Origin of the sequence: Chitinophaga rupis, from assembly GCF_900109685.1 — a bacterium.
GTDB classification, from domain to species: Bacteria; Bacteroidota; Bacteroidia; order Chitinophagales; family Chitinophagaceae; genus Chitinophaga; species Chitinophaga rupis.
On sequence record NZ_FOBB01000003.1, the window covers coordinates 266,227 to 293,062 of the forward strand.

Sequence of the window (26,836 nt, forward strand, 5' to 3'; positions counted from 1 at the left end):
AAATAAATGTAAAAGTGGAATGCAGCGGAGTCTGACCAAGACCTAATCGCTGCATTCCACTTTTACATTTATGATTTAAAATTTTATTTTACATCCTTCTTACGGTTAATAATTCCCGTGGCCGCTATTACCTTTTTCCGGCACCAGCTTGTACACCTTACCGGTATTGCCGGAAGGACCTGCCATGGAGGATACGGTGATGTACACTTCTCCATCCCAATCCTGTCCAAAACCTTTCAGGTAATAACCAATATCATTGGGCCTGTCTTTTAAGGTAAGCTCTTCAAAAGACCATAAGCCGGTACCGCCGGGTTTAGAGGTATATAGCTCCGCATTCGGCGTAGTAAACGATTGTGAGTAGATACCGAAAATGTATTTACCCTGCAGGCCGGGAATGGCATGCCCGCGGTACACATTACCGCCAATGATGGTGGTGGCCTTACCACCTTTGGGGTTAGCGGCATTGTTCATTTCAATTACCGGGTCTACCAGCGGGTTGTTGAAAGTGTCCTGCACGGGGCAGCCGGGCAGCTCTACCTTATCATTAGCTGCATCAAAACAATGGGTACCTTCTTTAACATTCCAGCCGTAGTTGCCGCCTTTTTTTACTACATCAATTTCTTCGTATAACGACTGGCCGGCATCGCCTGCATATAACCAGTGGGAACCACCCATATCAAAAGAAAAGCGGTATGGGTTGCGAAAACCATAGGCATAAATTTCATCCCTGCCGGGTTTGCCTACAAAGGGATTATCCGCAGGTATACCATAAGGACTGCCACTGTTCACATCAATACGCAGTATGTTGCCAAACAGGTTGGCTTCTACATCCTGCCCGTTACCACCGGCATTGGTGGCATACCAGTCGTTCACATGGCCGGGGGCTACGTCATCGGCTGCGCCGCCATCGCCAATAGCAATGTACAGGTAACCATCCGGGCCAAATTCCAGGGTACCGCCGTTGTGGTTCAGCTGCGGATCATCTATATCAAACAGCACTTTTTCAGAGCTCATATCTGCCATGTTAGGATTGGAGGCTGATACTTTAAATTCTGCAATACGGCTCAGGTTATTCCAGGGTGTGCCGCTAACCGGACCGCCAGCGGGGGGCGGCAGGTTGTAATACACATAAAAGCGCCCGTTATGCTTATAATCGGGGTGAAACGCCAGGCCCAGCAGGCCGCGTTCATCATAAGCGGCTTGTAAAGGCACCAGCTTACTGCTCAGATCAATAAAAGGAGTAGCCAGCTTATTGCCGCTTGCATCCACAATCCATACTTTACCTACCTGGTCAATAATAAACAAGCGCTTGCTGTAATCCGGCGCTGTTACCACGCCTAAGGGAGATACCAGGTTGTCTGCGATCAGCTGCACATCTACGGCCTTCGGGGGCTTGTCGTCATCATGTTTTTTACAGCTCTGCAATAAGCATACGGTACTTAGCAGGGCTAACACGAAAGGGGCCGCCGTACTGCGTTGCAGCAGGCGAAAGAGGTACGTGCAATTGCTTTTCATAACAATCAATTGTTTAGATGGTGAAGAATCGACAGGGTAATGTTCGTTCGTTCTCTTTAAGATGTGGAATGCTGCATGGTTCTTTGATATGGTGATTACTGCTACTAACAAAGACGAAGATGCGGCGATAGCTTTATGTTTACGCGCGAGTGATGGGAAAGGTTGCGTTGTTATGAAAATATTCTTATGGTTGAGATTGGCTGATGGCTGTTGCCTTCCAGGCAGCAGCCCTATAGCAGTGGTAAGATCCACCCTGTTATTGACGCAATTGCCGCCCTTGAGGCTGGGGTAATGGCAGTAAATTTGTGAGGTAGTATAAGCACACTATCAACACACTATTATTCACCAATAAATACTTTTGTTATGGTTGGTCAAAAAAATTCCTTTAGCAGCTTTTCTGTAAATAACGTACAGGAAGCGCAAACGTTCTATGAAAAAACGCTGGGCATCAAAACTTCTATTAAACAACCGGAAGGGGTATTAACGCTGGACATGAACGGCAGTGGCAATGTAATGCTTTACCCTAAGCCAAATCATACACCGGCTACTTTTACGGTATTAAATTTCCAGGTAGATAACCTGGAGAAAACGGTAGATGAGCTGCATGATAAAGGTGTGGAATTTGAGCACTATACCGGCGATATTGAAACAAATGATAAAGGCATACGGGATAACGGCACGCACAAGATAGCCTGGTTCAAAGACCCGGCGGGGAATATTCTCTCTGTGATTGAAAATAATGAATAATTAATAATACCGGAGAATGTTGGTTCAGGTGAATGCAGCTTCCCTGAAGTTATAAGTAAATAAAAAGGAATGGCGCTACAAACAGCCATTCCTTTTTATTTTGCAATTATTCGTACTACGATATAACTGTCCCACAATTATTAATTCTTAATTATTCATTATTAATTACTCTGCGCGCAAGCTCTTCACCGGATTCGCCAGCGCTGCTTTTATAGCCTGGAAACTTACAGTGCCCAGGGCAATTAGCAATGCCCCTACCCCGGCTGTAACAAACACCCACCAGCGGATGGTTACGCGGTAGGCAAAATTTACCAGCCATTGATCCACGGCCCACCAGGCCACGGGCATCGCAATAATAATAGCAATGATAATAAGGGTTAAAAAATCCCTGGATAGCATGGCAGCAATGTTCAGCACACTGGCGCCTAACGCCTTGCGGATGCCTATTTCCTTCACCTTTACATGTGCTGCATAGGTAGCCAGGCCAAACAATCCCAAACAGGAAATTAAAATAGCAATAATGGTAAAATAGTCAAACAGTGCGCCGGTTTGCCGGTCGGACCGGTAGAGGTTATCAAAGGTTTCATCCATGAACCTGTATTCCAGCGGAAAATCAGTATTATACTGTGGCCATAATTTCTCCACCGCTTTAATGGCTGCTGCGGATTGCCCTGCGGTTGTTCTTACAAACAGCTGGTTGCTTACCGGCCGGTAATAAAAAATAAAGGGCTGGATCTTTTCTTTCAGGGATGCAAAATGAAAATCCTTTACCACTCCTATAATAGTGCCGGTGTTCCCGTAAAACGTAAGGCTTTTGCCCAGCGGGTCTTTAATGCCCGCCTCTTTTACCGCGGTTTCATTCAAAATAAAATGCGCGGAATCTGCTTTGCTGCCGGTAAAATTGGCGCCGCTTGCCAGCTGTAGCTTAAAGAAATCCAGGAAATCCTTATCTATACCCAATGGATGTACGAAGAAGCTCAGGTTAGGATCTTTGCCTTCCCACCTTATGTCTACAGTAGCATTAGGCACACTCACAATATTACCGCTGGCTGTAGTAACGCCCTGTATGGCAGGCTGGCTGCGTAAGGTAGCGGCTACCGCATCCAGGTGATCCTTCATGTTACGCATGTTAAAGGAAAACACGTATGACTTATCATAGCCTAACTTTTTCTCCCTTATAAAGCTCAGCTGCCGGTGAATGATCACCGTACCAATAATTAACCCGATAGAACATACGAACTGGCATACCACCAGCACCTTGCGGAAAGCTATGTTGCCAATGCCCCAGGACAGCTTGCCTTTTAATGCATTTAAGGGTTCAAAGGATGATAGCAGCAGCGCCGGGTAAATGCCGGATGCCAGCATAGCAGCCAGCACGGTAAAACCTATCACCTTCCACAAACCCGCATCCAATACGTTTATGTGCATTTGCTTACCTGCAATATTGTTGTACAAAGGCATCAGGGCCGTCATTAATACAAAAGCCAGGCAAAGGGTAATGATAAAGAACAAAAAGGTTTCTATTACAAACTGTGTAATCAGCTGCTGCCGGCCCGCGCCAATGATCTTGCGCAGGCTTACTTCTTTGGCGCGCAGCATAGCGCGTGCAGTGGAAAGGTTAATGTAGTTAATAACCGCTATGCCCAGGATAAGCATGGCTACAATGGTAAAAATGTTCACCAGCTGTTTACCCTCCCCGCTGCCATCCGGCGCATGCAGGTGTATATCTGTAAGGGGCTGTAAGCGGTATTCACCTATCTCAATGGGTTTGAAGCCGGGTTGATGTTTAACATTGATCTTTGTAAGTTGGTCTGCCACTGCTGTTATGGATACCCCGGGCTGCAGCTGCAAATAAGTGCCCCAGGCGTAATTACCCCAGTCTTCATCCAGCGAGGGCCAGTAGCTTCCCTGTACCTGGTAACGTTTTTGACACAGGCTGGTAGGGAACAGCAGATCCGCCTTAAAGGAAGAATTTTCAGGAAAATCGGCCATGATACCGCTTACAGTAAAACTCTCCTTATTATTAGCCACCAGTATTTTTCCCATAGGATCTGCTGCTCCGAAGAAACGTTGTGCAGCAGTCTGGGTAATGATCACCGACTGTGGGCCGGAAAAAGGTTGTTCGCGGCTGCCTTTTAACAGCTTATAATCAAACACCTTAAAAAATGATGAGTCCACGAACAAACCCTGGTTACCGCTAAGCACTTTACTGCCATAGCTGAAAGAGGCATAATCCCCATTGCCCATAATGCGTACGGCGTTTTTTACGCCGGGTACTTCTTTTAATGCATGAAAGGCAATGGTAGCCTGTGTTACATCATACACGCCCTTGCTTAAGCCGGTGCCCAGCGCCGTATTTACCCGGTAAATGTTGGCAGCATCCCTATTGAACCGGTCAAAGCTACGTTCATCATTTACCCATAACAATATCAGTAATCCCACGGCCAGGCCTACGGTAAGGCCAATAATATTCAGCGCGCTGTAGAACTTATTATTCATTAAGTTGCGCCAGGCAGTTTTGAAGTAGTTTTTGAACATAAGCGGTATTATAAGGGGATGGATAACTGTTTACTGCCACCAAGAGGGATGCCGCCTTTTTACCTGTTTCAGATTCAATGTGTTAGATAGCAAAATAGGTAGCAAAATGTCCGGTTTTGATACAGGCATGTGCGCTGGCGAACAATTTGGCCCCGGAAAATTACAGCTTCCCCCCTTTTGCCCTGGCAGCTTTTTGAAGGAATAACTTTCTTTGTGCTCAATAATCAATGAACCATGAAACGATTTCTGACAAATCTTTCTGTGCTGCTGTTACTGGTTACCTTCAGCTATTGCCAGAAGAACGGCAGCAATGGGCAACAGTACCGGTTTAATGGCACTATGAATGTGGATGAACGTACCCGTACCTATCTGCTAAACCTGCCGCCTCATTATTACGATAACGATAGCGCCTCCTTTGCGCTGGTACTGGGCCTGCATGGCGGCGGCGGCAGCGCTGCACAGTTTGAAAAGGATTACCATTTTACAGATAAAGCCAATGCAGCGGGCTTTATTGCCCTGTACCCGGACGGTATACAAAGTAACGGCCCCCTGGGCCTGCGCACCTGGAATGCAGGTACCTGCTGCGATGCCGCCATGGAGCAGAATGTGGACGATGTAAAATTCATCCGTGAGCTGATCGATTATACAATAAGCCATTACCACGTTAACCCTAAAAAGGTGTATGTAACCGGTATGTCTAACGGCGCTATGATGAGCTACCGGCTGGCCTGCGAGCTGTCTGATAAAATTGCGGCTATTGCACCTGTAAGCGGCACCCTGGTTACCACTAAACCCTGCACACCGGTACGAGCAGTGCCCATCCTGCACATTCATTCCATACTGGATCAGAAAGTACCTTATGCAGGTGGTATAGGACTGGCTGGTTATTACTATCCCCCGGTTGATTCCGGGCTGGATTTATGGGCGGGTAAGAACGCCTGCAGCACTAAACAGGTAATAACGGATGATAACCGCTACAAGCTCACCCAATGGACCTCCTGCACCAATAACGTAATGATGCAGCTGTACCTTACAAAAGACGGCGGCCATGCCTGGCCGGGCTCACAAAAGGTAAGGGCTAAAGCAGATACGCCTTCTACGGTGGTCAATGCGAATGATCTGATCTGGGATTTCTTTCAAAGATATACGTTGCCGTGATAGATGTGTGCCACACCTTTGAGATGTGGCACACATACCTTATTTTACATTCACCTCAAATACATCTTTCACGCAATTATATGCATCCTCTACCTCGTACACTGTTTTTCCGGCTTTGGGCGTTACCTGTAAGCTGCGGCTGGTAGCGTTCTTCTGGCCTTTCCATTTATACGTTCCTATAAAGGAAGCGGTGAGCGTTAGCTTCTCTCCTTTTTTTGCATGAATAACCTGGTGCTTGTTCACATCTTTCATCATCACAAAATGGTCCCTGATCTGCCCATCGGCACAGATCCATTTTAATTCCAAACGATTACTGTCTATCTCTAACATAGAGGCGCCGCCTATTTCGTAGTTGGAGTAATACATGGCATTGTGCGGATAGGTCGTTTGCTTATCGCCGGAGGCGCCTGCGGAACCTGTTACCACGTACACGGTGCCGGTATTGTTGCCGTCTTTAATGTAAGGACAGGCATCTTCAGAACCATCGTATAAAGCAGTGGAATGGTCCAGCACATGTTTGCTGGAATCAAAAGTAGCTTCCATACCATAGTGGCCTTTCATTAAGCGGGAACGCTCATACAGGTGGCTATGCCCGCAAAGGATCAGGTCTACGCCATAGCGTTCCAGTATGCGGATGAAGTTCTGGCGGATCTGCACCAGCTCCCCTTCTTTATCTGAGTTGTGGGAGCCCATGGTGTAGGGCGGGTGGTGCCAGTAAGCAATTACCCAACCGCGTTTAGTGTTCTTAAATGCTTCTAGGTCTTTCTTGATCCACTGTACCTGTGCGCCGGTAGTGTCGTATAGGCGGGTGGCGTTATCTTCTTTGCCATAAGAATCCAGTGACAGGAAATGGATGTTGCCAATATCGAATGAATAGAATGCCTGTGTGTGGGAAGGTACGCCGCCCGCTTCGCCTTCTGTGGGCATGGAAAAGTTGTGGTAATACGCAATATCGTGCGTGGTTTGCGCAGTGGCTTTAAACTGGTACAGATCGTTGTAATCATGGTTGCCTGGTGACGGGAACACGGCATATTTCTTCAGCAGGTCATCTTTATAAATGTTAAAGAACTTTTCCTGGAACTCCGGGTCCTGGCCGTAAGTGTAGGCGTTATCGCCCAGCAGTATCCAGGCATCCATGGGCTTATCAGCAATGTATTTTTCTACCTGGTCGCGTACATCGCGCTGGCGGGTTGAATTGTTGCCGCAATCGCCAAACACGCCTATACGGTAAGCACCTTCTGTGCCGGGTACGGGCAGGGTTACAAAATGATTGCTGCTATCGCCCTGTATCATAGCGCCCTGGCCGCCGCCAATGGCATAATAATACCTGGTGCGGGGACTAAGCCCTGTTAATTTCACCTGGTGCTCAAAGGTAAGCGTGGGTTCCTGCGCTGTGCTGTCCAGCTGATTGGCTGCCCTGCCGTATTTTACCACGCTGCGCGTCATGGTGGTAGTACGCCAGCGTATAATAATACTATTACTGGTAGCTACCTGTAAATAAGGGCCTCTTAATAATACCGGCACTACAGTTGGGTTGCGCTGCTCCTGTGCATTTGCGGGTGTAAAACCTGCCATAATAATACACATGCAGGCGAGTAAAAAAAGTGTTTGCTTCATTGGTTATATGCTAATGTTGATGGTTTAATTGGTTATAGGATCTTCCAGCGCATGCAGGAAGCTTACAATATCATTCACCTCTGTACTGCTTAGCTGTAAAGGCGCGGCAGCCAGTGTTTGCTGCGGCACCTGTAAGCCTAATCCCCGGCCGCCGCCTTTGTTGTAAAACTCCACTACACCTTGCAGGGTGCTGAAAGCGCCGTTGTGCATGTATGGCCCGGTGGCCGATACATTGCGCACAGTGGGTGTTTTAAATGCCTGCTGGTAATATTCAATGGGAAAAATATTAAAGCGCCCCTGGTCAGTATCTGCTTCCGGTTTATTAAGATTATCTGTGCGGGTAGTACCTAATACTTCCAGCTCCGTAAAGTTGTACAGCGGTGGCACCAGCCCGTTAAATACTGGTGCAAAGTGGCAGGTGCCGCATTGGGCCTTGCCCATGAATAAGTTAAACCCGCGTTGCTGGGCGCCGTTCATAGCAGCGGTATCACCCGCCAGGTACTGGTCAAAAGGCGCGTTAAACGGGCTTAGCGTGCGCACGTAAGCAGCTATAGCAGTAGCTATTCCTGGTGTGGTGATAGCGCTGTCGTTAAACGCCTGCTTAAAGAGCTGCCGGTATATTTTGCTTGCCTGCAGCTGCTGCAGGGTCTGAGCTGCATTGCCATTCATTTCCTGCGGGTTGCTTACTACTGCGCTTACCTGTTCCTCCAGGCTTTTAGCCCGCCCGTCCCAGAACTGCGCGTACTGGTAAGCGGCGTATAATAAAGAAGGGGCATTCCTGCCTACATGTGAATGACCGTCAAAGGCTACGCTGGCGGACAATGCATCTGTAAAATGCAGCTCCGGGCGGTGGCAGGTGGCACAGCTTATTTTATTGTTGCCGGAAAGCGCCCTTTCTGTGAACAGTGTTTTGCCCAGGGTAATTAAGGCTGTGTTCAGGGTGTTGCTATCTGCAGTAAATGCATTTTTGTTAATGGCATCTTTGCTGAACAAATGTTCGGCGTCATAATTAAGCACGCCACCTGTAGTATTATGCTGCAGATGCAGCTCATTGATCAGTAAGCCCAGGTTACGCTGTAACGGTAAGGCATATACTGTTAAGAACTGTAAACGGTTAAACGTGTCAAAGTTTTGATCGGCCTGCAACAGCTGCAGGCAGCCGGCCAGATAATATCCAACACTATCTGCATGCGGTGCATGCGTTTGTAAAAAGGGAGTGAGAATATGCTGAAGTCCCTGCATGGCAGCATATGATTCAGTAATGCCGGTTTTTAATAGCGGGGCATCATAACCGGTAATGCCAAGGGTGTACACGCGGATTAGCTGCAGGCGCACACTTTCCAGCAGCTGGTTATCAGTGGCGGCAAAACCATATAACAAAGCAGCCATGTCCTGTGCGGAGGAATTGCTGGCGGCTGCCTGTTGCAATAATTCTTTTTGATGTGCGGCGGCGTCTTTTTCAAACAGCAGGCTTTCTATTACCTGTAAGCCTATAGGTGTCATGTATTCCATATAGGGTTCCTCTATTTCATACTTAGGCGGGCCGTTATAGATCATGGCGGCGCTGCGGAAAAAGTATTCCAGGAAAAACTCTATCCGTTTATATTGCAGGCGGCATTGAGTTAATGCCTGGCGTGCCTGTAAAATGGTTTGCGGATGCTTTTCATCTATAGCCTGCAGGGCGGTTTGCAGCTGTGCGGTGGTGGCAGCAAAATCTTGCGCGCCTGCTTTAAACCAGGCAACAGCCGGTGTTACCCCTATATTGGTATGAGTGGGATAGCCTGTGCTGAACAGCGCCGGCAGGCAGCTACCCAGCGCCATGCATAATATAATGATCTGTTTTTTGAAGCCCCTTTTTTCCGGCATAGCTGTTAGATGATTGCCAACCCCGTTTATTTTCAATCCATTAACGAAGTAACAAAGAAAATACGTTTTATGTTATGCCAGTATTAAGTATGATGAGCGCGCAGCAGCAATAACATTCATTATAAAAATCTATTATATTGTGAGCATTATGTCGTTCCTCAGTAACCTGTTCCGAAAAACCAGTCCTGCGGCATCTGACCCTCAGGATCAAACCATTCCACTTATTCCGGCGGCAAACAATACCTGGCGCATTCCACTGCTTGACCTGCGCGGGGTTACGCTTCGTATGACCGCTACCTCTTCCAACCCGCAAATGGCCATGAATGCGGTTTCGTATAACCAGGAAGATGGGAGCTCATTTGCCGGTATTTCTCCTGCGGAAAGCACTACAATTGAAGGCGGCATTACGGTAGCCACAGATGGTAAGCTGGCACCCGGAGTATTATTTATTCCGCAAACCATGGAGCATAAGTGGGCCATTTATTTTATGGATGATACGCTGGTATTTGTACGCAGCTGGCTTAGACAGGTGCTGGTAACCGCTACTACTGTACAGCAGCACAACCAGCTAACTGTTAAAAGCATTACCGGTAAGTTCCTGGAAGATGAAACCCCTGCTTTTACCAGGGCCATTGTGCGCTTTTTGCTGATGAATTACGGCATTGGCGAAGTGGTGCCTGCGCCGCTGCCGGCCGCGTTAAAAGATAAACCGCGCGAGGCGGCCTTATGGGCTTTTTCCGTTTACGGCAAGCTGGCGCAGATAGGCACCTTTAATGAAAACTTTGTACCGGTTGTAAGCAAACCATTACGCTCTCACTCCCTGTTACATATTGCTGTGGCCAGAAGCAATATGCCGGATATTGAAAAATATGTACTGGAAGGCATTCCGGTAAACAGCCTGGCCAGGGATGGTTTGGCGCCCCTGCACTGGAGCCTGGCCTGTGAAACTACAGAGCCTATGGAAAAGCTGCTGGCGCTGGGCGCCGATCCCAATGTACGCTCTGCCGAAGGCGCTACACCTGTTATGAATGCCGTACAATCCAATGCTGCCAGGCATTTTAACCTGCTGGTGCTAGCCGGAGCCGATGTGAATGCGGCAGATGCACGCGGGTTCACCGCCCTGCACCGCGCGGCCGAAATGGGCCATGTACATATGGTAAGGCTGCTGCTGGAAAACAGGGCCAACCGGCATGCAGTAGCAATGGATCATACGGCGTTATCATTAGCGGAGGCTATGAAACGCACAGAGATCATTGAGCTGCTACGCGATTAATACAAGCTTTACTTTACCGGCACTACGCCCTCAGAGGTCATCTGCACCCGTTTCAACGTACCATCTGCATTATAGAACAGGTAATCGATACATACGGAGCGGCGGTAGCTATCGCCATGCGGGGGCAAACCGCCATTGTGATAAATAAAGTAAGTGAGGCCCTTGTATTCCAGCAGGGCCGGTGAGTTGGTCTGGCAGTTACCTGCTATTTCATTTACAATACCTTTAAACTCCCAGGGGCCATGAATGCTGCGGCTCATGGCATAGGCTACCTTTTCCGGGAACTGGTAACCATATAACAGGTAATACCAGCTGCCCTGTTTATGGATCCAGGCGCCTTCTGAAAAATCAGGCAGGTCTACTTTTTTTATCTCTCCATCCAGCTCTGTCATGTTCTCCTTCAGCTTTGCATAATAACACATTCCATTGCCCCAGAACAAGTACGCCTGCCCGTCATCATCAATGATCACAGTGGGGTCTATATCATCTTTATCACTATCAATAAAGGTCGTCATGTCATTACTTACCAGCGCTGATCCGCGGGCATCTTTATACGGCCCTTCCGGGCGGTCTGCCACGGCTACACCTATTGCGCGGCCGGGAATAGTATTATGTTCCACCGCTACATACCAGAAGAATTTGCCGTGGCGCTCAATGACCTGCGAGGCCCAGGCACCGCCCTTTACCCATTTGAAATCCGCGGCTTTTAAGGGAATAGGATGTTCTGTCCAGTTAACCATGTCTGTTGAAGAAAAACACAACCACTCATTCATGACATATTTGTATTCGCCGGGCGGCGCTTCATCATGACCGGTATACATATATACCTTATCGTTAAAAACAATGGCGGCTGGATCTGCGGTGAACTTATGCCTGATCACCGGGTTACCGGCAGGCGTTTGATGCTTGTTGTCCATTATTCAGCTATTTAAAGTACAGAATAACGGGAAGGCAACAATTATTGTACCGGCAAAACCCGCGCTGGTATTAACTTATCAAGCAACAGGATCAATAAAACGCCCAGCGTGTAGGCCACTATATCCGTCCATTCAAAATGGTTACCTATTACAATATTGGCCAGGCGTGAATGCTGCAGGCCCAAATGTTTCACCAGGTTAAAGTACTGCAGCGTTTCTATTAAATAAGCGAACAGCAAAACACCAATGGCTAAGGGTTTCACCGGCGCCTGTAAAAAGGTGCTTACAAAACAGTACAGCAGTATCACTACTAAAAAATCGCCAAAATAAGGGCGTATAAAACTATCGTGCACATACACGGCAATCAGCACTTCTGTAATAAATAACAATACGGTGAGCACAAAAAATTTCCAGCTGAAACGAAACTGCATAGGTAAAGGATTGCCGCAAAGATAGTATTTGCGCAAGAACAGTTTATAAAAACAAAATGCAGCGCCCGTTACGGTGCTGCATTTGCTTTTTTCCCTGTGACTTGCATTAAATTTCCGCTAAAATTGCTGTAGTGGCAACACTACAATAAATTCTGAACCTATTCCCTCAATACTATGTGCGGTAATTAAACCGCCGTGTTTATCTACAATCTTTTTTGCGATGGCCAACCCGATGCCGGTACCTTCATACATACCCCGCGGGTTTAAGCGGCCAAAGAGCGAAAAAATATTACTCATATATTTCTCATCAAAACCAATGCCGTTATCTTTTATAGAGATGCGGCAAAAAGGGCCATCGTGCTGTTCCGGCGCTTCAAAGCTGCGGGAGTGAATGCGGCGCCCGCTGATAAAAACGCTGGGCGATACATTTTGCCGGGAGAACTTGATGGCATTGCTGATCATGTTCTGGAACAGCTGCCGGATCTGCCCTCTGTTGGCTTCTATGGCAGGCAGCTCCTCTATTGTAATGTTGGCCCCTTTTTCCTGGATGATGAGCTCATAATCTTCCAGCAGGTCGTTCATCAGCTGCTGCAGCTCAATATGCTCATATTTGATCTGGTTAGAGGATAACATAGAGTAGTTCAATATATCATCCATCAGCTGCTTCATTCTTTCTGATGAGCTAATGATCTTATTCAGGTACATATGCGCATCTTCAGAAAGGCCGTTGATCTTTTTCTTCAGCAGGCTGGAAAACATCTGGATCTTACGCAGCGGCTCCTGCAGGTCGTGCGAGGCTACGGATGCAAACTGCTGCAGGTCGTGATTGCTGAGCTCCAGTGCATGATTGATCTGCTCCAGCTTATCGTTCTGCTGCTTTAGCTGCCGTTGTGTTTCTTTTTCCGCGGTAAGATCAGTGATGATGATACTGATGGCAAAACCACCGTCCAGCTCCAGCTTAGTGAGGGACAGCTGTACGGTTAAACCTTCCTGCGCATTTTTCAGCACCACTTCCCCAATGGTATCTTCCATCCATCCTTTTTCCTGCAGCTGTTCAAAGTGGCCCTGGTATTCCGGCTTCACAAACTGGCCGAAAGCAAGGCCTATTACGCCGGAGAGAGGAGTATCTATCATATTGGCAAAGCGGGAGTTACTATAAAGTATAGTACCTTCTTTGCTGATAGTAACAGCGCCTTGTGCCATTTTCTCTATAAAGCGGCGATAGGTAAGATCTGTACTGGTTAATGTGTACATCTCATTGCCCAGCTCCCCCTCTACTATCAAAGCATCTACTTCCCCGGAACGGATGGCGGCTATTGTATCTCTTGCTTCTTCCAACGCAACACGCAATTGCTGCACCTCTTGCTGCAGCGTTTCATATGACGGTTTGCCTTTTTCCATACTTATGTTGTAAATCTCAGGTTGTAAGTCGCAATTCCTGTAGTATTTTCTGGCAGTTGGACATATTACCAACCAGGGTTTTTGCGGATAAGGGTGTTTTTATAATGAGTGAAGGCACGGCTGTAATGTGTTCTTTCTGCGCCAGCTCATGATCCTGGAAAATATCAATCACCTCTAAAGCATACCTTCCTTTAATATAGGTATCGCACACACTGATCAGGTTTAACACAGCTTTGGCGGAGTTAGCGGATGCTCCGCTAATGAACAGGCGCAATGAATACTCTGCGCTCCCGCTATCATCATTTGTCACTCCTATCGTATTATCTTCTGCATGTACTCCTTTCATGTTCAGTTATTTTAGGGGCTTATCACTAACAGGAATTTACCCGGTGGACTTAATAAAAAGATATGGTTTTAAAACAGGAAAAGGCAAATGCCGTGCCAGTGCAAGCCATTTACATGCTTTATATATGGGGAAATTGCTACCCAAACTGAAGAAACCTGCTAAATATAAGGCGGCTATAATCGCCACCAGCGGCCCTTATGCCATCATCAGCCCCCTCAACTCCCTGAATATGAAATGCCGCCGGCAGTATAAGAACCGCCGGCGGCATTTCATGTTGCACAAATTGTGTATTTGTGTGTTCTATTTTTTACTGGTTCACCCGGAATTTTTCCGTGGCGCCGGCAGTGGTGCGGGTACAGGTCATAGGCTGGGTACCGTTTTCCCCGGAAATAAATGCCCCATTGTTGCCTTTCAGGGAAATGGTGCCATCGGCATTAGCTATCCAGTCAAACTGCTCCCAGCCGCCAATGGCAGTACGGTTGCAGGTTATGGCCTGAGTACCGTTCTCAGAAGATACGTATTTGCCCAGGTTCTGCAGGGCTACTTTGCCGTTGCCCGCATTCACCACAGTGAACTGTTCCCAGGGACCAACGGCCGTACGGTTACAGTTCATAGCCTGGGTGGCATTTTCGCTGCATACATACAGGTTATTGGCTGCCTTCAGGGTAATGGTTTGCCCAAAGGGTATATTGCCATTATTGTTGCCCACTATAGGCTGGGTGGGGCGTGTAGCCGTAAGGCCCAGCTGTCCTTTCAGCATACGGGCCCCATCGCCGGTAAGGCGCAAGTAATAGTCTGCGGAACAGGCTACCCCATCCTCATCCAATGCCCAGAAGCCGGAGCCGGCGGGCACAAAGGAGGCATTTTCCGCTGTTTTGGCGATCTGGTTCCCCTCATTGTACTCATCGAACATAGAGATGTAAATGCCCTGGGCGCCTACACGTACCATGTTATAAAATTGGCGCCACATAAAGTCGCCATGCGCACGCTGGCGTTCCTGCAGGTCGCCGGGCAGCACGCAGGGCTGGTAGTCGATACCGTTCTGGTTACAGTAAGCCTGGTCGCCGATGTTCACGTTGTTGTAGAAATTGTCGGATTCACCGGCGCTGCCAATACGGCCTACCATCCAGGGTGATAGCATGTTGAATGCCCTGTATACATCCAGGAAGCCGGTACGGGAATCGGAGTTGGCCGGTGCTGTACGCCACCAGGTGGGTACACCGCCAATTACATAACAGCCCTGGCCTTTAAACCAGTTAATTACATCCAGGCAGGCAGCGGCGGAAAAATTGTGGTTGTTGTCGTTAAAGCCAAAGCCCCAGATACATACTACCGGCTTGCCATTTTGCACGGCATACGCGCTGGATGAGGTGTAGGCTTTCATTTTGTTGGTCCAGTCGGTTTTTATTTCCGATTGCATGTTGGTCCAGCCGCTTACATCATACATAATGTAAAATTTGCGGCCATAGGTTTCCGCAGCTGTTTTCACCTTGGCGGTAATGGCATCGCGCACCGGCCCTTCGCCGCCCGTGGGGTTGAAGCGTTGCAATGCGGCGCAGTCAATACCGTATTGCTGCATCCATTGAAATTGTACGTTCACAGTCTGGTCTGTGAAGGATGAAAATAAACGCGCCTGCTGCCCGTTGCCCAGGTTAGGGAAGCTGGTGGCAAAGGTGGTGGTGTAATCCCTTACATCCGGCCATGATTTCATGCCTTTGTTGGTGGGTGAGGGTGACTGGCCCCAGTCCTGGGTCCAGTGCCACCAGGCGTTAATGGGCGATCCGTCGCCGATACAGGCAAACCAGCCCTGGTAACCAACGGTCACCTTTCCCACTACGTCGCCCACCGGGGAGGCTAAAGGGGTGGCAGCCATTTTGTTCAGCGTAGCGCCTTCTTTTAATTGTTTTTCGAGGTCCTGCTTGGAGCAGGCGGCCAGCAGGCCAATAGCAAAGAATAACAGTACATTCCTCCAGTTAATGGATAACGTGGAATACCGCCGTATGCTGCCGGCGAACGCATTTTTGGTGCTCGTTTTCATTTTACAGGGTTTTGAGTGAATTACGAATTGTCAATTACGAACCAGGTTCAATTACGAATTATTCAATTACGAATTGAGTACTGCGCGATTGAAGTATACCATGGTTCATCACGAATTGATAGCTCGTAACGGAGATAGGGTTTCTGAAAAGGTTTTTAATATGGTTTATGGATTTAAGGCTTGTTATGAATGGTTTTTAAAATATGGTTTGCGCTTTTGTTTTAGTTTTACTTGTTGTTATGCTTTGCGCTTTATGCTTTGCGCTTTCTGCTTTCTGCTTTCTACTTTGCGCGCGTTTAGCGCACCGGCATTACCGTAGTTAACGGTTTCTCCTTCCGTAGCATTTTTGCAGCTTCGCCGGTGAGCCATAAGTACAGATCTGATGGTTGCCCATCCATATTAATGAACGATACGTTCTTAGCTACCGGTGGATTATCCGATACTTTAAAAATGGCGGTGCCTTCATTCACTTCATCAAACATGGCTACGTAGATCATGCCTGCGCCGGCCAGTATGGCGGTTGACAGCTGCTGCCAGTAGAAGCGGCCGCCCTGGCGGGGTATGGAGCCTACGGGTTTTACATCGTCCGGGAACTCATACTTACTCAGGTTATGCCAGCTGAACCCAGGACAAACGCATGGCACATACTCAATATTGTTCCGGCGGCACCATTCCATATCATCCACTATCATGTCGCGGTAGCGGTCCATATCATTATGCAATAAGGGCGAAAAGCGCTGCACCATCCAGGGCAGAATTATGTCGGCCTTTTTAATGATGGTGTGTAAATAGGGATCATGAATACAATCTGCATTCAGCTCCCGCCATGCAGTGGGCACGCCTAACATTACCGTGCAGTTGCCATAAACAGGATCGTTCTTCAAAAAATCTATTAACCTTTCCAGGCCAATGTTGCGGATATCATAAGGCCGGTCCGGAAAACCAATACCCCAGATGCATACTACCGGTTTACCATTCTCATGCAGGTAAGTATTGGCACCGCTTTGGCGGGTTACTTTCAGGGTGTCTACTAAATATTTCCAGTCTTCAATAATAGCGGAACAATCTTCTCCCTTACCTTTTAAACCAGACAGGTCGTACATTACGGCAATAGCTCTTTTGTATTTGGAAGCTGCTTCCAGCGCATTGCCAAGAATAGTGGCGGCTTCTTTTTTGCCGCTGCCTTCGCGTGTTACGTTAAAGAAGCGCTGCATAAACACACCATCTACTCCATATTGCTGCATCCATTTAAAATGCAGGTCTACTGTACTTTTATCCAGTGAGCTAAAGAAGCGGGCTTTACTGCCGTCTTTTAAAACAAAGGGGGTTTCATAAGTTTTTTCGTATTCGCTTACATCCGGCCAGGCATCTATACCACTACGTTCTTCGCTTCCGTAAGCATAGCGCCGGGCAGCGGAGCCGTCTCCTGCCGCCCGGAACCAACCCTGGTACCCCGCCATAATCAAACCCTTGTAGCTGGGGTAGAGCGTTTTTTCACTATGCTTTTGAGCAATTGATGACGTGGAATAATAACATAAAAAAAGGCTGATAAAAAAAGATACTATTCTCTGCATGGTTTCACATAAAACGGTTAAAAGTAAGTGGTTAGCGGCGGAAGCTTTCCACCGCTAACCACGCTTATTAATACCCCGGGTTCTGCTGCCACTGCGGGTTGCGGAGCATTTCATTCGTGGGTATGGGTGTTAAATATTTTTGTGCCAGCGCTGCCGGGTTATTGGCAACTGCGGGGTTGATCGGATTTTCGAGGTTGCTGCGTTTGGCCAGGATCTGCGGCAGCAGCTGCAGGCGCACAATATCAAACCAGCGTATGCCAAATTCACCTGCAAACTCATAAGCCCTTTCCTGTACTACGGAATCGCGGAAGGCATTCAGCGCCAGACCGGGTGTAAGGTCTGCCAGGCCCGCGCGCCTTCTTACCTGGTTAATAGCTGCATAGCTTTCTGAAGTGGGTGCATTAGCCGCCATGGCAGATGCTTCTGCATAGTTCAGCAACACCATGGGATAGCGGATAATGTCCAGCGTTTTGTTGGTGCTGGGATTTGCAGAGATAATGGAGTTATCTGTTTCCACGATACCATCGCCAACGCCTGAACGGAATTTCTTGTAATACGGATGCCCGGCATGTGTTTCTGTGGAGCTCCAGGGTACCAGCTTAAAGGTTCTGTTAGGCTGCAGCAGTTTAATGGTGGTATAAAAAGTAGCATCGGTGCGGGCGCATTTGGGTGCGGCCTGGTAAAAGTTGATCTCCGGGTAAAAATCGTCCCAGCCACTGTTACCGTTCAGCGCTACTTCATCCAGCGGCATGCAGGAGGAGCCAAAGGTACGCTGCGGCAAACCGCCTGCTACATTGAATTGCAAGGAGAAGATGGACTCTGAATTATTATTGGTGGTGAATACTTTTGCATAGTCGGGTACCAGTGTGAACTGGCCTGATTTAATTACCGCATCTGACTGTTCTGCTGCCAGCGCATAGTTAGCAGTTTGTTTCAGCGGCCATCCTGCCATGGTTAAATACACCTCTGCCAGCAAGGCTTTGGCGGCCTGCTGATTGGCTTTGCCTGGTGCACCCGGAAAAGAAGTGGGTAAAAAACCGATAGCAGTTTTAAGATCGCTTACGATCAGATTGTATACATTGCTTACAGAATCCCTTGCAGGACGCGCATCTACATCCAGCGGTTTATCAATTACCGGTACAGGGCCAAAAGTGCGCACCAGCATGTAGTAGCTGAAGGCTCTTAAATAAAAGGCCTGTCCTGCGTAAGCATGCTTTACATCGTCTGCAGCATCTACCTTTTCATAATTGGCAATAACGTTGTTAGCCTGGTAAATGGCTGTCCAGGGGCCCTGCCATACGTTGTTCAAACGGCCGTCGGCATCGGAGTTACCATTTAACTGGTCAAATAAACGGAAGCCCAGCTTATTCAATCCCGGGTCTGTGGTAAGATCATCGGAACCAAAACAGGGCGTGCTGTTGCTGATGTTGGCATAAGCTGCATCTACTGCCAGCTGCAGGTAAATGGAGGCCACTGCGGCATCCAGGTCAGAGGCTGTTTTAAAATAAGTGCCTGGTGTAAGGCTACCCTTCGGATCTTCCGTTAGCTTCTGACAGCCAGCACCGGCAAGGGTGAGGCCTAACAGAAAAGTGATGTATCTCAATTTCATTATAATTAATAATTAAGAATCAATAAATAGCATGCTTTTAGCTTTTAGCCTTTAGCTGTTGGCTTTTAGCTTTATGCTTTTTGCTTTTTGCTTTATGCTTTATGCTTTATGCTTTCCGCTTTCTGCTCCTAAAATCCTGCACGCAATCCAAACGTATACGTACGCGGATTGGGGATCACACCCATTTCCAGGCCCTGTGTAATGGCGTTGGTGGCGTTGGTGATCTCCGGATCATAACCCGGGTAGCTGGTAACGGTGAAAAGGTTTTGCCCGCTCACATATACTTCCAGGTTGCGCAGCTTCACTTTGCTTAACAGGGATTCAGGTATGTGATAAGAGATAGACAAATTCTTCAGCTTCATGTAGCTGGCATTGTACACATAACGGCTGCTGTTAATAAAGTTGGTGCTGCTTTTACTGAAGGTGGGATTATCTGTTTCATGCGTAGGTGTCCAGATGTCCAGCGCATCCTGCGTGGTGGCATTACGTGCATCGCCTAAACCACCCCATACATAAGCCAGGGTCTGTGAATAGATCTGGTAACCTGTAGCGCCCTGCAGCATAAAGCTCAGCGTAAAGTTGTCGTACTTAATATCATTGATAAACCCGAACGTGAATTTGGGAGTGCCGTTACCGATTGTTTGCAGATCTGCTGCGGTGTATTTTTTATCGCCGTCAACATCCACATATTTTGCATCGCCGGGTTTCATACCAAACAGCGCAGCTTCTGCAGCTTCCTTGGCTTTCCAGGTGCCCAGGAACTTATAGCCGTAAAACTCGCCCAGGGGCTGCCCTATCTTCAGAATGGATACATTGCTTTGCGGGGAGCCGATGTTATTCACCACAATGTTATCCAGCCCGCCCAGGTCCACTACTTTATTGCGGTTAATGGAAGCGATCAGGTTACTGCTCCAGGTTAATTTTTTAGTGCTGATGGGTGTACCGCCCAGGGCAAACTCCAATCCTTTATTTTCTACGCTGCCTATGTTACGGGCATAGGTGGCGCCACTGTTATAGAACGGGGCCTGGAAATAATACAGCAGGTCCTTGATCTTTTTGTGATACGCATCTACCGTAAAGGTGAGGCGGCCTTTGAGGAAGGCAGCATCCAAACCTGCATCATACTGCTCCGTGCGTTCCCATTTCAGGGAGGTGGATACCGGGCTGCCCAGCGGAGTGGTTACCGTGGGTTTGCTGCCATCAAAATAATAGGGCGCACCGGTACTGATCTGCGGAATGGTGGCATAAGGGTTTACGGCCTGGTTGCCTGTTACACCAAAGCTGGCGCGCAGCTTCAGGTCGGAGAAAATGCGGTTATCCTGCATAAACCCTTCTTTGGCAATATTCCAGCCCAGGGCCAGTGAGGGGAAGGTGCTGTACTTATCCAGCAGGTGCGATGAACCATCCACACGCACGGCTGCTGTTAACAGGTATTTATTTTTATAGGCGTAGTTCACACGGCCCATATAAGACTGTAACGCATCTGCCCAGTAACCGGATGATACCAGCTGGGTGCTGCCCAGTCCTATATTATAATAGCCATTCACATAACTGATCAGGTTCACGCCCTGTGCATTGGAATTAATGTTGCGGCGGTTCTGCTGCTCATACAGCGCGGTTAAAGTAAGGGAGTGATCGCCAAAATCACCGCGGTAGGTAAGGAAGTTACTGTTCTGGTAAGAGCGGTAGCGGGTATTGCCCTGTGAGGCAAAGTCGCGGCCCGACATTCCAAGGCTGGTCTCTTTCCCGAACAGCTGCTGGTTCAATGACCACTGGATCTCGTATGTATTGTTGGAGGTGAAGCTAAGGCCGGGCAGTATGCGCCAGGTAAATACGCCCGTTCCCGTTAGGTTGGTGGCGCTGTTATCTACCTGCTGGTTGCTGGCCTGCGCTACAGGGTTGATCTGTATGGAGCCGTATTGCGCGGAGAGGATGTATTTGCCATCTGCATTACGCACAGGCGATGTAGGATCCCACTGGGTAGCCTGTGCAAACGGATCTATCAGGTCGCCGGGGTATTGCGTATTGCGGTTCTGCGGGAACAGCGCCGTTACATTCACCTTCAGATCCATTTTATCATTCAGCTTCACATCCACATTGCTTCTTAAGGTAGTGCGTTTATAATACTGGTTCAGGATAAGGCCCGGCTGATCCAGGTGGTTAAAGGAGAACATGTAGCGCACGCCGGTATTACCGCCGGATACGCTCAGCTGGTAGTTCTGGATCCAGGGGCTTTGCTGCAGCTCTTTTTGCCAGTTAGTACCGCCTTTGGATTGCAGCTCCTGCAGCTGCGCATCGGTAAATGCAGCGGGGTTGCCGGAAAGCTGGAACTGCGTATTTACCGTACGGGCAAAATCGTACGCGTTCATAAGATCCAGCTGTTTGGGTACGCTGGCTTTACTGAACCAGGTGCTGAAATCCACACGCGTTTTGCCTTCCTTACCGCTTTTGGTAGTTACCAGCACTACGCCGTTAGAGCCCCTGGAACCGTAAATAGCGGTGGCAGAAGCATCTTTCAGTATTTCCATGGATTCTATATCATTGGGGTTAAGGGATTCCACGCTGCCGCCAATGTAACCGTCAATTACATACAGCGGTTCGTTAGAGCCGGTAATGGAATTCACCCCGCGGATCCGCACGCTTAAACCTGCACCGGGCTGGCCGTTGTTGCTGGCTACCTGCACACCGGAAGTGGTGCCCTGCAATGCCTGCTCAACCCTTACCAGGGGGCGTTTTACAATTTCCTCCGACCTAACGGTGCTGGTAGCGCCGGTAACATCTCTTTTGCGCTGCACACCGTAACCTACTACCACCACATCATTCAGGGAATGTGCGTCTGTTTTCAGGCGCACAGTTACGCTGGCGCCATTCACAGTTACTTCCTGCTCAACGTAGCCGATGTAAGAAACAATCAGAACGGGGGATGCCTGTTCTCCTGTGTTGATCTGAAAATTTCCGGAAGCATCTGTAATAGCAGAAACCGTGGAGGCCTTTACCCTGACCGTAGCACCGGGTAATGGCTGGTTGCCTTCATCGGTCACAGTGCCCTTTACTGTGTGTTGCTGGGCATGCACATCCAGGAAAACAAATGCCATGACAAGCATTAGTACTAATCTTTGCATAACGGGACAGTTTCGATTTAAATTTTTGATTGAAATAATACTGCAAGTAAGGCGGGGCACACTAACACGGGCATTAATAACGGGCTAACGAAAAAATTAATTTTATGGAAATGCTTTAACGGGAGCCTTAACGGTTATATTATTTTTTTACAACCCATTGGTAGTGAAGTGGTTTTTAATTAATCGGGCATATATTCCTGTGCAGGAATATTTTGTACCGCGGTTTGCTTTGCCCGCTCCAACAGGTAATTACCCATTACCAGGTAATCGATTGCGGTGTGCATGAACGCCAGGAAAGCATCTTCCGGGCTGCATACAATAGGTGCTCCACGCACATTAAAAGAGGTATTAATGAGCATAGGGCAGCCGGTGAGTGCTTTAAAATCATGGATCAGCTGCCAGTATTTTGGATGGGCTGTTTTACTAACGGTTTGAATGCGGGCGGAATAATCCACATGGGTAACAGCGGGTACGGGTGAGCGGGGATCATTTAAACGTTCATAGATATTTTGCCGGTAGTTTTCCGGCACGGGAAAACGCAGCGCTGCTTTTAATGGCGTAACAAATAACATGTAGGGCGAAGGGCCCTGCATATCAAAATATGCTGCGGCATCTTCTTCCAGCACGCTGGGCGCAAATGGGCGGAAAGCTTCCCTTGCTTTTATTTGCAGGTTAATGTACTGCTGCATGCAGGGGTTGCGTGGATCGGCCAGTATGCTGCGGTTGCCCAGGGCGCGGGGGCCAAACTCCATACGGTCCTGGAACCAGCCAATAACCTTCCCTGCTGCCAGCAGCTCGCTAACGCGGGCGCTGAGCATGGAAAAATCCGCTACATATTCCGCGGTGGCATTGTAACGGTGAATGACAGTGGCGATTTGTTGCCGGGTATAAGCCGGACCTAAAAGAGCCGCCTGCATAGCGTCTGGACCGGGGGGCTGGCCCCGCATGATCCGGGGCATTTGCTCCGCAATGTGATATGCTGCCAGGGCAGCGCCTAATGCCCCACCGGCATCGCCAGCGGCGGGTTGGATCCATATATTATCAAAACAACCGGCCAGCAGCAGCTGGTAATTTGCAACACCATTCAGGGCTACCCCACCTGCCATTACCAGGTTCTTACTTCCGGTAATACGCTGCGCCGTACGGGCCAGCGCTACCACGATCATTTCCGTAACCTGCTGCATGGCCAGGGCCAGGTTCCTGTGCGATGGGGTGATGGCGGATTCCGGCTGCCGCCGTGGAATGCCTAAGAGCGTGGCCCACTTTTTATCATTGGTCATGCGCAGGCCGGTGACAAAGCGGAAGTAGGACATATTTAATAATATAGAGCCATCTTCCCGGATATCTACTAATGCAGAGAGGATCTTTTCTTTGAACAAGATAGTTTCCGGCGATTGCGGATCGCCGTAAGGCGCAAGCCCCATGAGCTTATACTCCCCACTGTTCACCTTAAAACCCAGGTAATAAGTAAAGGCGGAGTACAACAAGCCTATGGAATTTGGAAAGCGCAGCTCCTGCATTATTTTTACCTGGTTACCCTGCCCGTGGCAAATAGTAGCTGTAGCCCATTCCCCTACACCATCAATGGTAAGAATGGCCGCTTCTTCAAAGGGAGATGGATAAAATGCGCTGGCAGCATGGGATAGGTGATGTTCGGGGAAGTAGATCGGAACTTTGTTGGTTTTGTTGTTTTCCTTCTTTGTTTTGGCTCCCTTACCCAGATCATCTTCCTTTTCCAATTTCCTGAGCTGCCTGCGCAGCAGCTTTTTCATTTGCAACTTTTCGTGCAGCCATACCGGTATGGCAGTTAAAAAGCTGAGTAGCCCCGCTGGTGCAAAGGCATGATACGTTTCCAGCAGGCGCTCAAACTTCAGTAAAGGCTTATCATAAAAAGCGACGGCAGTCAGCTGGCCGTAGGTAATGCCCGCTTCCTGTAATACATAGCGAATGGCATTCTCCGGGAAAGATGCATCGTGCTTAATGCGGGTAAACCGTTCCTCCTGTGCAGCGGCTATTATTTTACCATCTATAATGATGGCAGCGGCGCTGTCGTGGTAAAATGCAGAGATGCCTAATATACAGATAGCCAAGGCGCATTAAAATAAGGTGTAAATAAAAGGCGCCAGGGCCGGTACGGTGGTGAGCACTACCAGTACGGTAAGCAACAGCAGCATAATGAGCAGCGGCAACAACCAGAATTTTTTCCGGGTGCGCAGGAAAAGAAAAAGCTCTTTAAAAAATTCCATAAACGTGGTTGATCAGTGGTTTAAAATACATGTATGCTCTAATAAAAGCCGCTTACGTGCCGGTTAAAATGGTGGTGTTCTCCGCTTTAAACATGCTTACCTGTTCCTAAAACGTGTGCAACAGATCCTCCTTTATATACACATGATCCCGGTTCACCATCACAGAACCGCGGCCTTTTTTAAACTGCCGGATGCGAAGGCTGTCCTTACCGGCGAGCCTTCTCAGCAGCCCAACCGGCGTAACGATGATAAAGAACAGGATGCTGAGAATAACACGGATATTAATGTACCCCAGCAGCATTCCAAACCTGACCCAGGCAGCGTATAGCGCGCGAAAGAATTTTTTCATGATCTGTTATTTGCCATTAAAGGCAGTGGTTTATGAACTGCTTTCTGCCTCTTACTTCTTATCTCCTGTTTCTTACTTCCCCCAGTAACAATAATGCCTGCTTATTCCCGGGATCGGTTTTTAATAGCTTCTCCAGGTAACTGGCGGCGCCTTCATTATTACCCATTTGCCGGTATTTATTCACTACCGGGTTCAGTGCCTCCGGGGTAGTGGTTTGCTGTAGCTGTATGATCTCCGCCGTAAGCTGTTTCACCGGTGCCAGGTTCAGGCCGCGGTCGTTATGCTGCATGGCATAATCCAGGTAAGGCATGGCTGCCAAAGGCTGATCCATTTTCAGGTACAGCACAAACAGCGTGCGGGCCATTTCAAAAGTGGGCGCCAGCGCAAAAGCTTTGCGGAAATAAAAGGCGGCGTTATTGAAATCATTCAGCTTACCGTATAAATTGGCTGCCCGCTCATATAAAGGCGCATCTGCAGGATGTTCCAGTACCAGCGTTCCTACCACGGCAGCTGCGCCGGCCCAATCTGCTTTACCCGCATAATAGTTATACAGGGTATCCATTACAGCCGGCCAGTAAGTATGCTGAAAAGCAAGGCCATAGGCCAGTCGCTCTTCTTCCGTGTTTACAGCCAAAGTATCCTTTACCGGTACCGTGGTAAAAGGCCAGCTCCTTTTCAGGTTGGCAATGCGGTAGGCACCTGCCAGGGAATCTACCCTGGTAATGGGCATGGCGCGCAGCAGCTGCGCGAGGTTCATGCTATCTTTTGGAAAAAAGCCTGCCTGCTGCATACTATTGTAAAACGCATCCGACAGCACGGCATATCCCTGCAGGTTGGGATGTACATGCTCCAATAGCAGCTCATTACCAATAATATGATCTGCGGAAAGCTGCTCAAAAGCTGCCTTTGCATTTACCAGGTGTGCATTCCTGTATTTGCTGCAAAGCTGCGGGATGATGTTATTGAGCGCTGCTGGCGCACGAAAGCGCAGGGCATCCAGGTCGCGCGCAGTGGAAAGCTCCTGGCGGGCTGTAACCGCATCTCCCTTAGCCAGCAACAGGCGGCCCAGGTAATAGTGCGTGGCGGCGTAGCCGTTATATAATTTCTCCGCCTGCTGAAAGCCGGTGAAAGCAGCGGCGCTATCCTTATTTTCCAATGCCTGCAAAGCAGCGGTGTATGTTTTTTGAAATGCCGGCGCCTGTGCACTATCCGGCCCCAGGCTAATAAAAGGCTTTAAGTCTTTTTCATTGGATACCAGGTTGCTGACAAAAACAGGAATGCCCTTTTTATCCAGGAGCTGTAAAGTAGCATCCATATTGGCCTGGAACTGCGCAATACCCCGCTTGTATAGCGTGGAGCCGTACGGGATTTGCTGCGCGGCTACCATCAACTCCATACGCGCTTTGCCGGCAGTGGCCTCCGGGCCGGCAGTACGGCTCAGGATCTTTTCATAGGTATTGGTAAGCAGCTGCATGATTTTATATTCCCGCAGGGCCAGCACCAGGTTCACCAGGCGGGGATTACCGGCAATGCGTTCAGTACTGCCTACGCCCAGGCTGCCGTAAAACTCATTGTGGCCGGTATAAATAAGCACGGCATCCGGCTGGTAACGTACTACTTCCCTGGCAAAACCTAGTACAGTAAAAGAGTTCACTGCTGTCAGCGACAGGTTAATGATCTCAAAATCCCGGTCAGGAAAGCTATGCATTAACCGGTATTGCAGCCAGCGGTGAAAAGCGCCGTTATGATAGTAGGGATAGCCAATAGTAGTGGATTCCCCCAGCACAAAAATGCGGCAGGTATTTTTATCCTTTTCTTTTTTGAATAATTCGCTGTTGCCCGTGGTGGCAATGCGCTGGTTCAGGAAATATTTTTTGGAGGCATCCGGGTTTAATACCAGGTAACGGTTATCAGCAGGGGCTTCTATAAAAAGGCGCAGGTCGTGGCCGTAATGGAAGGCGCGCAGCAACAGCTCCAGCATCACAATGGCCAGTAATGCCAGGCCAATGCTGATGGCTTTGAACAACCGGAGCCTGTTTTTAGTATTCATACCCCTGCAATATAGGCGGGGAGGCTTAACGGCGGCATT

Annotated in this window: 19 protein-coding genes; 3 read left to right on the forward strand and 16 right to left on the reverse strand. The window is 48.6% G+C overall.

The annotated features are described in order from the left end of the window. Window positions 1–105: 105 nt before the first annotated feature. The gene (locus BMZ54_RS14205; RefSeq protein WP_089912585.1) at window positions 106–1,515 is read right to left on the reverse strand and encodes a PQQ-dependent sugar dehydrogenase; all 1,410 of its coding nucleotides are present in this window, start codon (window positions 1,513–1,515) and stop codon (window positions 106–108) included. Window positions 1,516–1,878: 363 nt separating this feature from the next. On the opposite strand from BMZ54_RS14205, the gene BMZ54_RS14210 reads away from it, so the two are divergent. Then, window positions 1,879–2,262 (forward strand): VOC family protein, encoded by a 384-nt coding sequence (locus tag BMZ54_RS14210; protein WP_089912588.1) that lies wholly within the window; start codon window positions 1,879–1,881, stop codon window positions 2,260–2,262. 165 nt (window positions 2,263–2,427) lie between these two features. Here BMZ54_RS14210 and BMZ54_RS14215 read toward each other — a convergent pair whose 3' ends face one another. Continuing rightward, window positions 2,428–4,800, reverse strand: a complete 2,373-nt coding sequence (locus BMZ54_RS14215; protein ID WP_089912591.1) for an ABC transporter permease — start codon at window positions 4,798–4,800, stop codon at window positions 2,428–2,430. Window positions 4,801–5,034: 234 nt separating this feature from the next. Between BMZ54_RS14215 and BMZ54_RS14220 the strand changes: the two genes are divergently transcribed. Next, window positions 5,035–5,958, forward strand: coding sequence for an extracellular catalytic domain type 1 short-chain-length polyhydroxyalkanoate depolymerase (locus BMZ54_RS14220; RefSeq protein WP_089912594.1), 924 nt, complete (start codon window positions 5,035–5,037; stop codon window positions 5,956–5,958). Between the two features lie 39 nt (window positions 5,959–5,997). Here BMZ54_RS14220 and BMZ54_RS14225 read toward each other — a convergent pair whose 3' ends face one another. Together BMZ54_RS14225 and BMZ54_RS14230 are read right to left on the reverse strand one after the other, a co-directional pair. Then, window positions 5,998–7,575, reverse strand: coding sequence for a purple acid phosphatase family protein (locus BMZ54_RS14225; protein ID WP_238386581.1), 1,578 nt, complete (start codon window positions 7,573–7,575; stop codon window positions 5,998–6,000). Between the two features lie 24 nt (window positions 7,576–7,599). Continuing rightward, a complete protein-coding gene (locus BMZ54_RS14230; protein ID WP_202909246.1) occupies window positions 7,600–9,441 on the reverse strand; it encodes a cytochrome c peroxidase in 1,842 nt (613 codons plus the stop codon). A gap of 148 nt (window positions 9,442–9,589) precedes the next feature. Between BMZ54_RS14230 and BMZ54_RS14235 the strand changes: the two genes are divergently transcribed. Beyond that, window positions 9,590–10,714: an ankyrin repeat domain-containing protein gene (locus tag BMZ54_RS14235; RefSeq protein WP_089912601.1), complete on the forward strand. Its 1,125-nt coding sequence runs from the start codon at window positions 9,590–9,592 to the stop codon at window positions 10,712–10,714. 8 nt (window positions 10,715–10,722) lie between these two features. On the opposite strand, the gene BMZ54_RS14240 is transcribed toward BMZ54_RS14235, so the two are convergent. From BMZ54_RS14240 to BMZ54_RS14290, 12 genes are all read right to left on the reverse strand, one after another. Further along, window positions 10,723–11,631, reverse strand: coding sequence for a glycoside hydrolase family 43 protein (locus BMZ54_RS14240; RefSeq protein WP_089912605.1), 909 nt, complete (start codon window positions 11,629–11,631; stop codon window positions 10,723–10,725). 41 nt (window positions 11,632–11,672) lie between these two features. Further along, on the reverse strand, window positions 11,673–12,062 hold the full coding sequence (locus BMZ54_RS14245; RefSeq protein ID WP_089912608.1) for a ribosomal maturation YjgA family protein: 390 nt from the start codon (window positions 12,060–12,062) through the stop codon (window positions 11,673–11,675). Between the two features lie 117 nt (window positions 12,063–12,179). After that, window positions 12,180–13,463 carry a sensor histidine kinase gene (locus BMZ54_RS14250; protein ID WP_089912612.1) on the reverse strand — a complete coding sequence of 428 codons (1,284 nt, stop codon included), beginning with the start codon at window positions 13,461–13,463 and terminating at the stop codon, window positions 12,180–12,182. A gap of 16 nt (window positions 13,464–13,479) precedes the next feature. Next, window positions 13,480–13,809 carry a circadian clock KaiB family protein gene (locus tag BMZ54_RS14255; protein WP_089912615.1) on the reverse strand — a complete coding sequence of 110 codons (330 nt, stop codon included), beginning with the start codon at window positions 13,807–13,809 and terminating at the stop codon, window positions 13,480–13,482. A 307-nt stretch (window positions 13,810–14,116) separates the two neighbouring features. Then, window positions 14,117–15,847 (reverse strand): lectin, encoded by a 1,731-nt coding sequence (locus tag BMZ54_RS14260; RefSeq protein WP_089912618.1) that lies wholly within the window; start codon window positions 15,845–15,847, stop codon window positions 14,117–14,119. A gap of 296 nt (window positions 15,848–16,143) precedes the next feature. After that, window positions 16,144–17,307 (reverse strand): glycoside hydrolase family 99 protein, encoded by a 1,164-nt coding sequence (locus BMZ54_RS14265; protein WP_202909247.1) that lies wholly within the window; start codon window positions 17,305–17,307, stop codon window positions 16,144–16,146. A 181-nt stretch (window positions 17,308–17,488) separates the two neighbouring features. After that, entirely contained in the window at window positions 17,489–19,030 is a 1,542-nt protein-coding gene (locus tag BMZ54_RS14270) for a RagB/SusD family nutrient uptake outer membrane protein (RefSeq protein ID WP_089912625.1), read from the reverse strand. Between the two features lie 128 nt (window positions 19,031–19,158). Next, complete coding sequence (locus BMZ54_RS14275) at window positions 19,159–22,152, reverse strand: SusC/RagA family TonB-linked outer membrane protein (protein ID WP_089912630.1); 2,994 nt, start codon at window positions 22,150–22,152, stop codon at window positions 19,159–19,161. Window positions 22,153–22,331: 179 nt separating this feature from the next. After that, a complete protein-coding gene (locus BMZ54_RS14280) occupies window positions 22,332–24,242 on the reverse strand; it encodes a carbamoyltransferase family protein (protein WP_089912633.1) in 1,911 nt (636 codons plus the stop codon). 6 nt (window positions 24,243–24,248) lie between these two features. Continuing rightward, window positions 24,249–24,398: a DUF5989 family protein gene (locus tag BMZ54_RS33170; protein ID WP_202909248.1), complete on the reverse strand. Its 150-nt coding sequence runs from the start codon at window positions 24,396–24,398 to the stop codon at window positions 24,249–24,251. A gap of 106 nt (window positions 24,399–24,504) precedes the next feature. Beyond that, window positions 24,505–24,747 (reverse strand): SxtJ family membrane protein, encoded by a 243-nt coding sequence (locus BMZ54_RS32760; RefSeq protein ID WP_143081016.1) that lies wholly within the window; start codon window positions 24,745–24,747, stop codon window positions 24,505–24,507. A gap of 58 nt (window positions 24,748–24,805) precedes the next feature. Then, a complete protein-coding gene (locus tag BMZ54_RS14290; protein ID WP_089912638.1) occupies window positions 24,806–26,797 on the reverse strand; it encodes an SGNH/GDSL hydrolase family protein in 1,992 nt (663 codons plus the stop codon). Window positions 26,798–26,836: the final 39 nt, after the last annotated feature.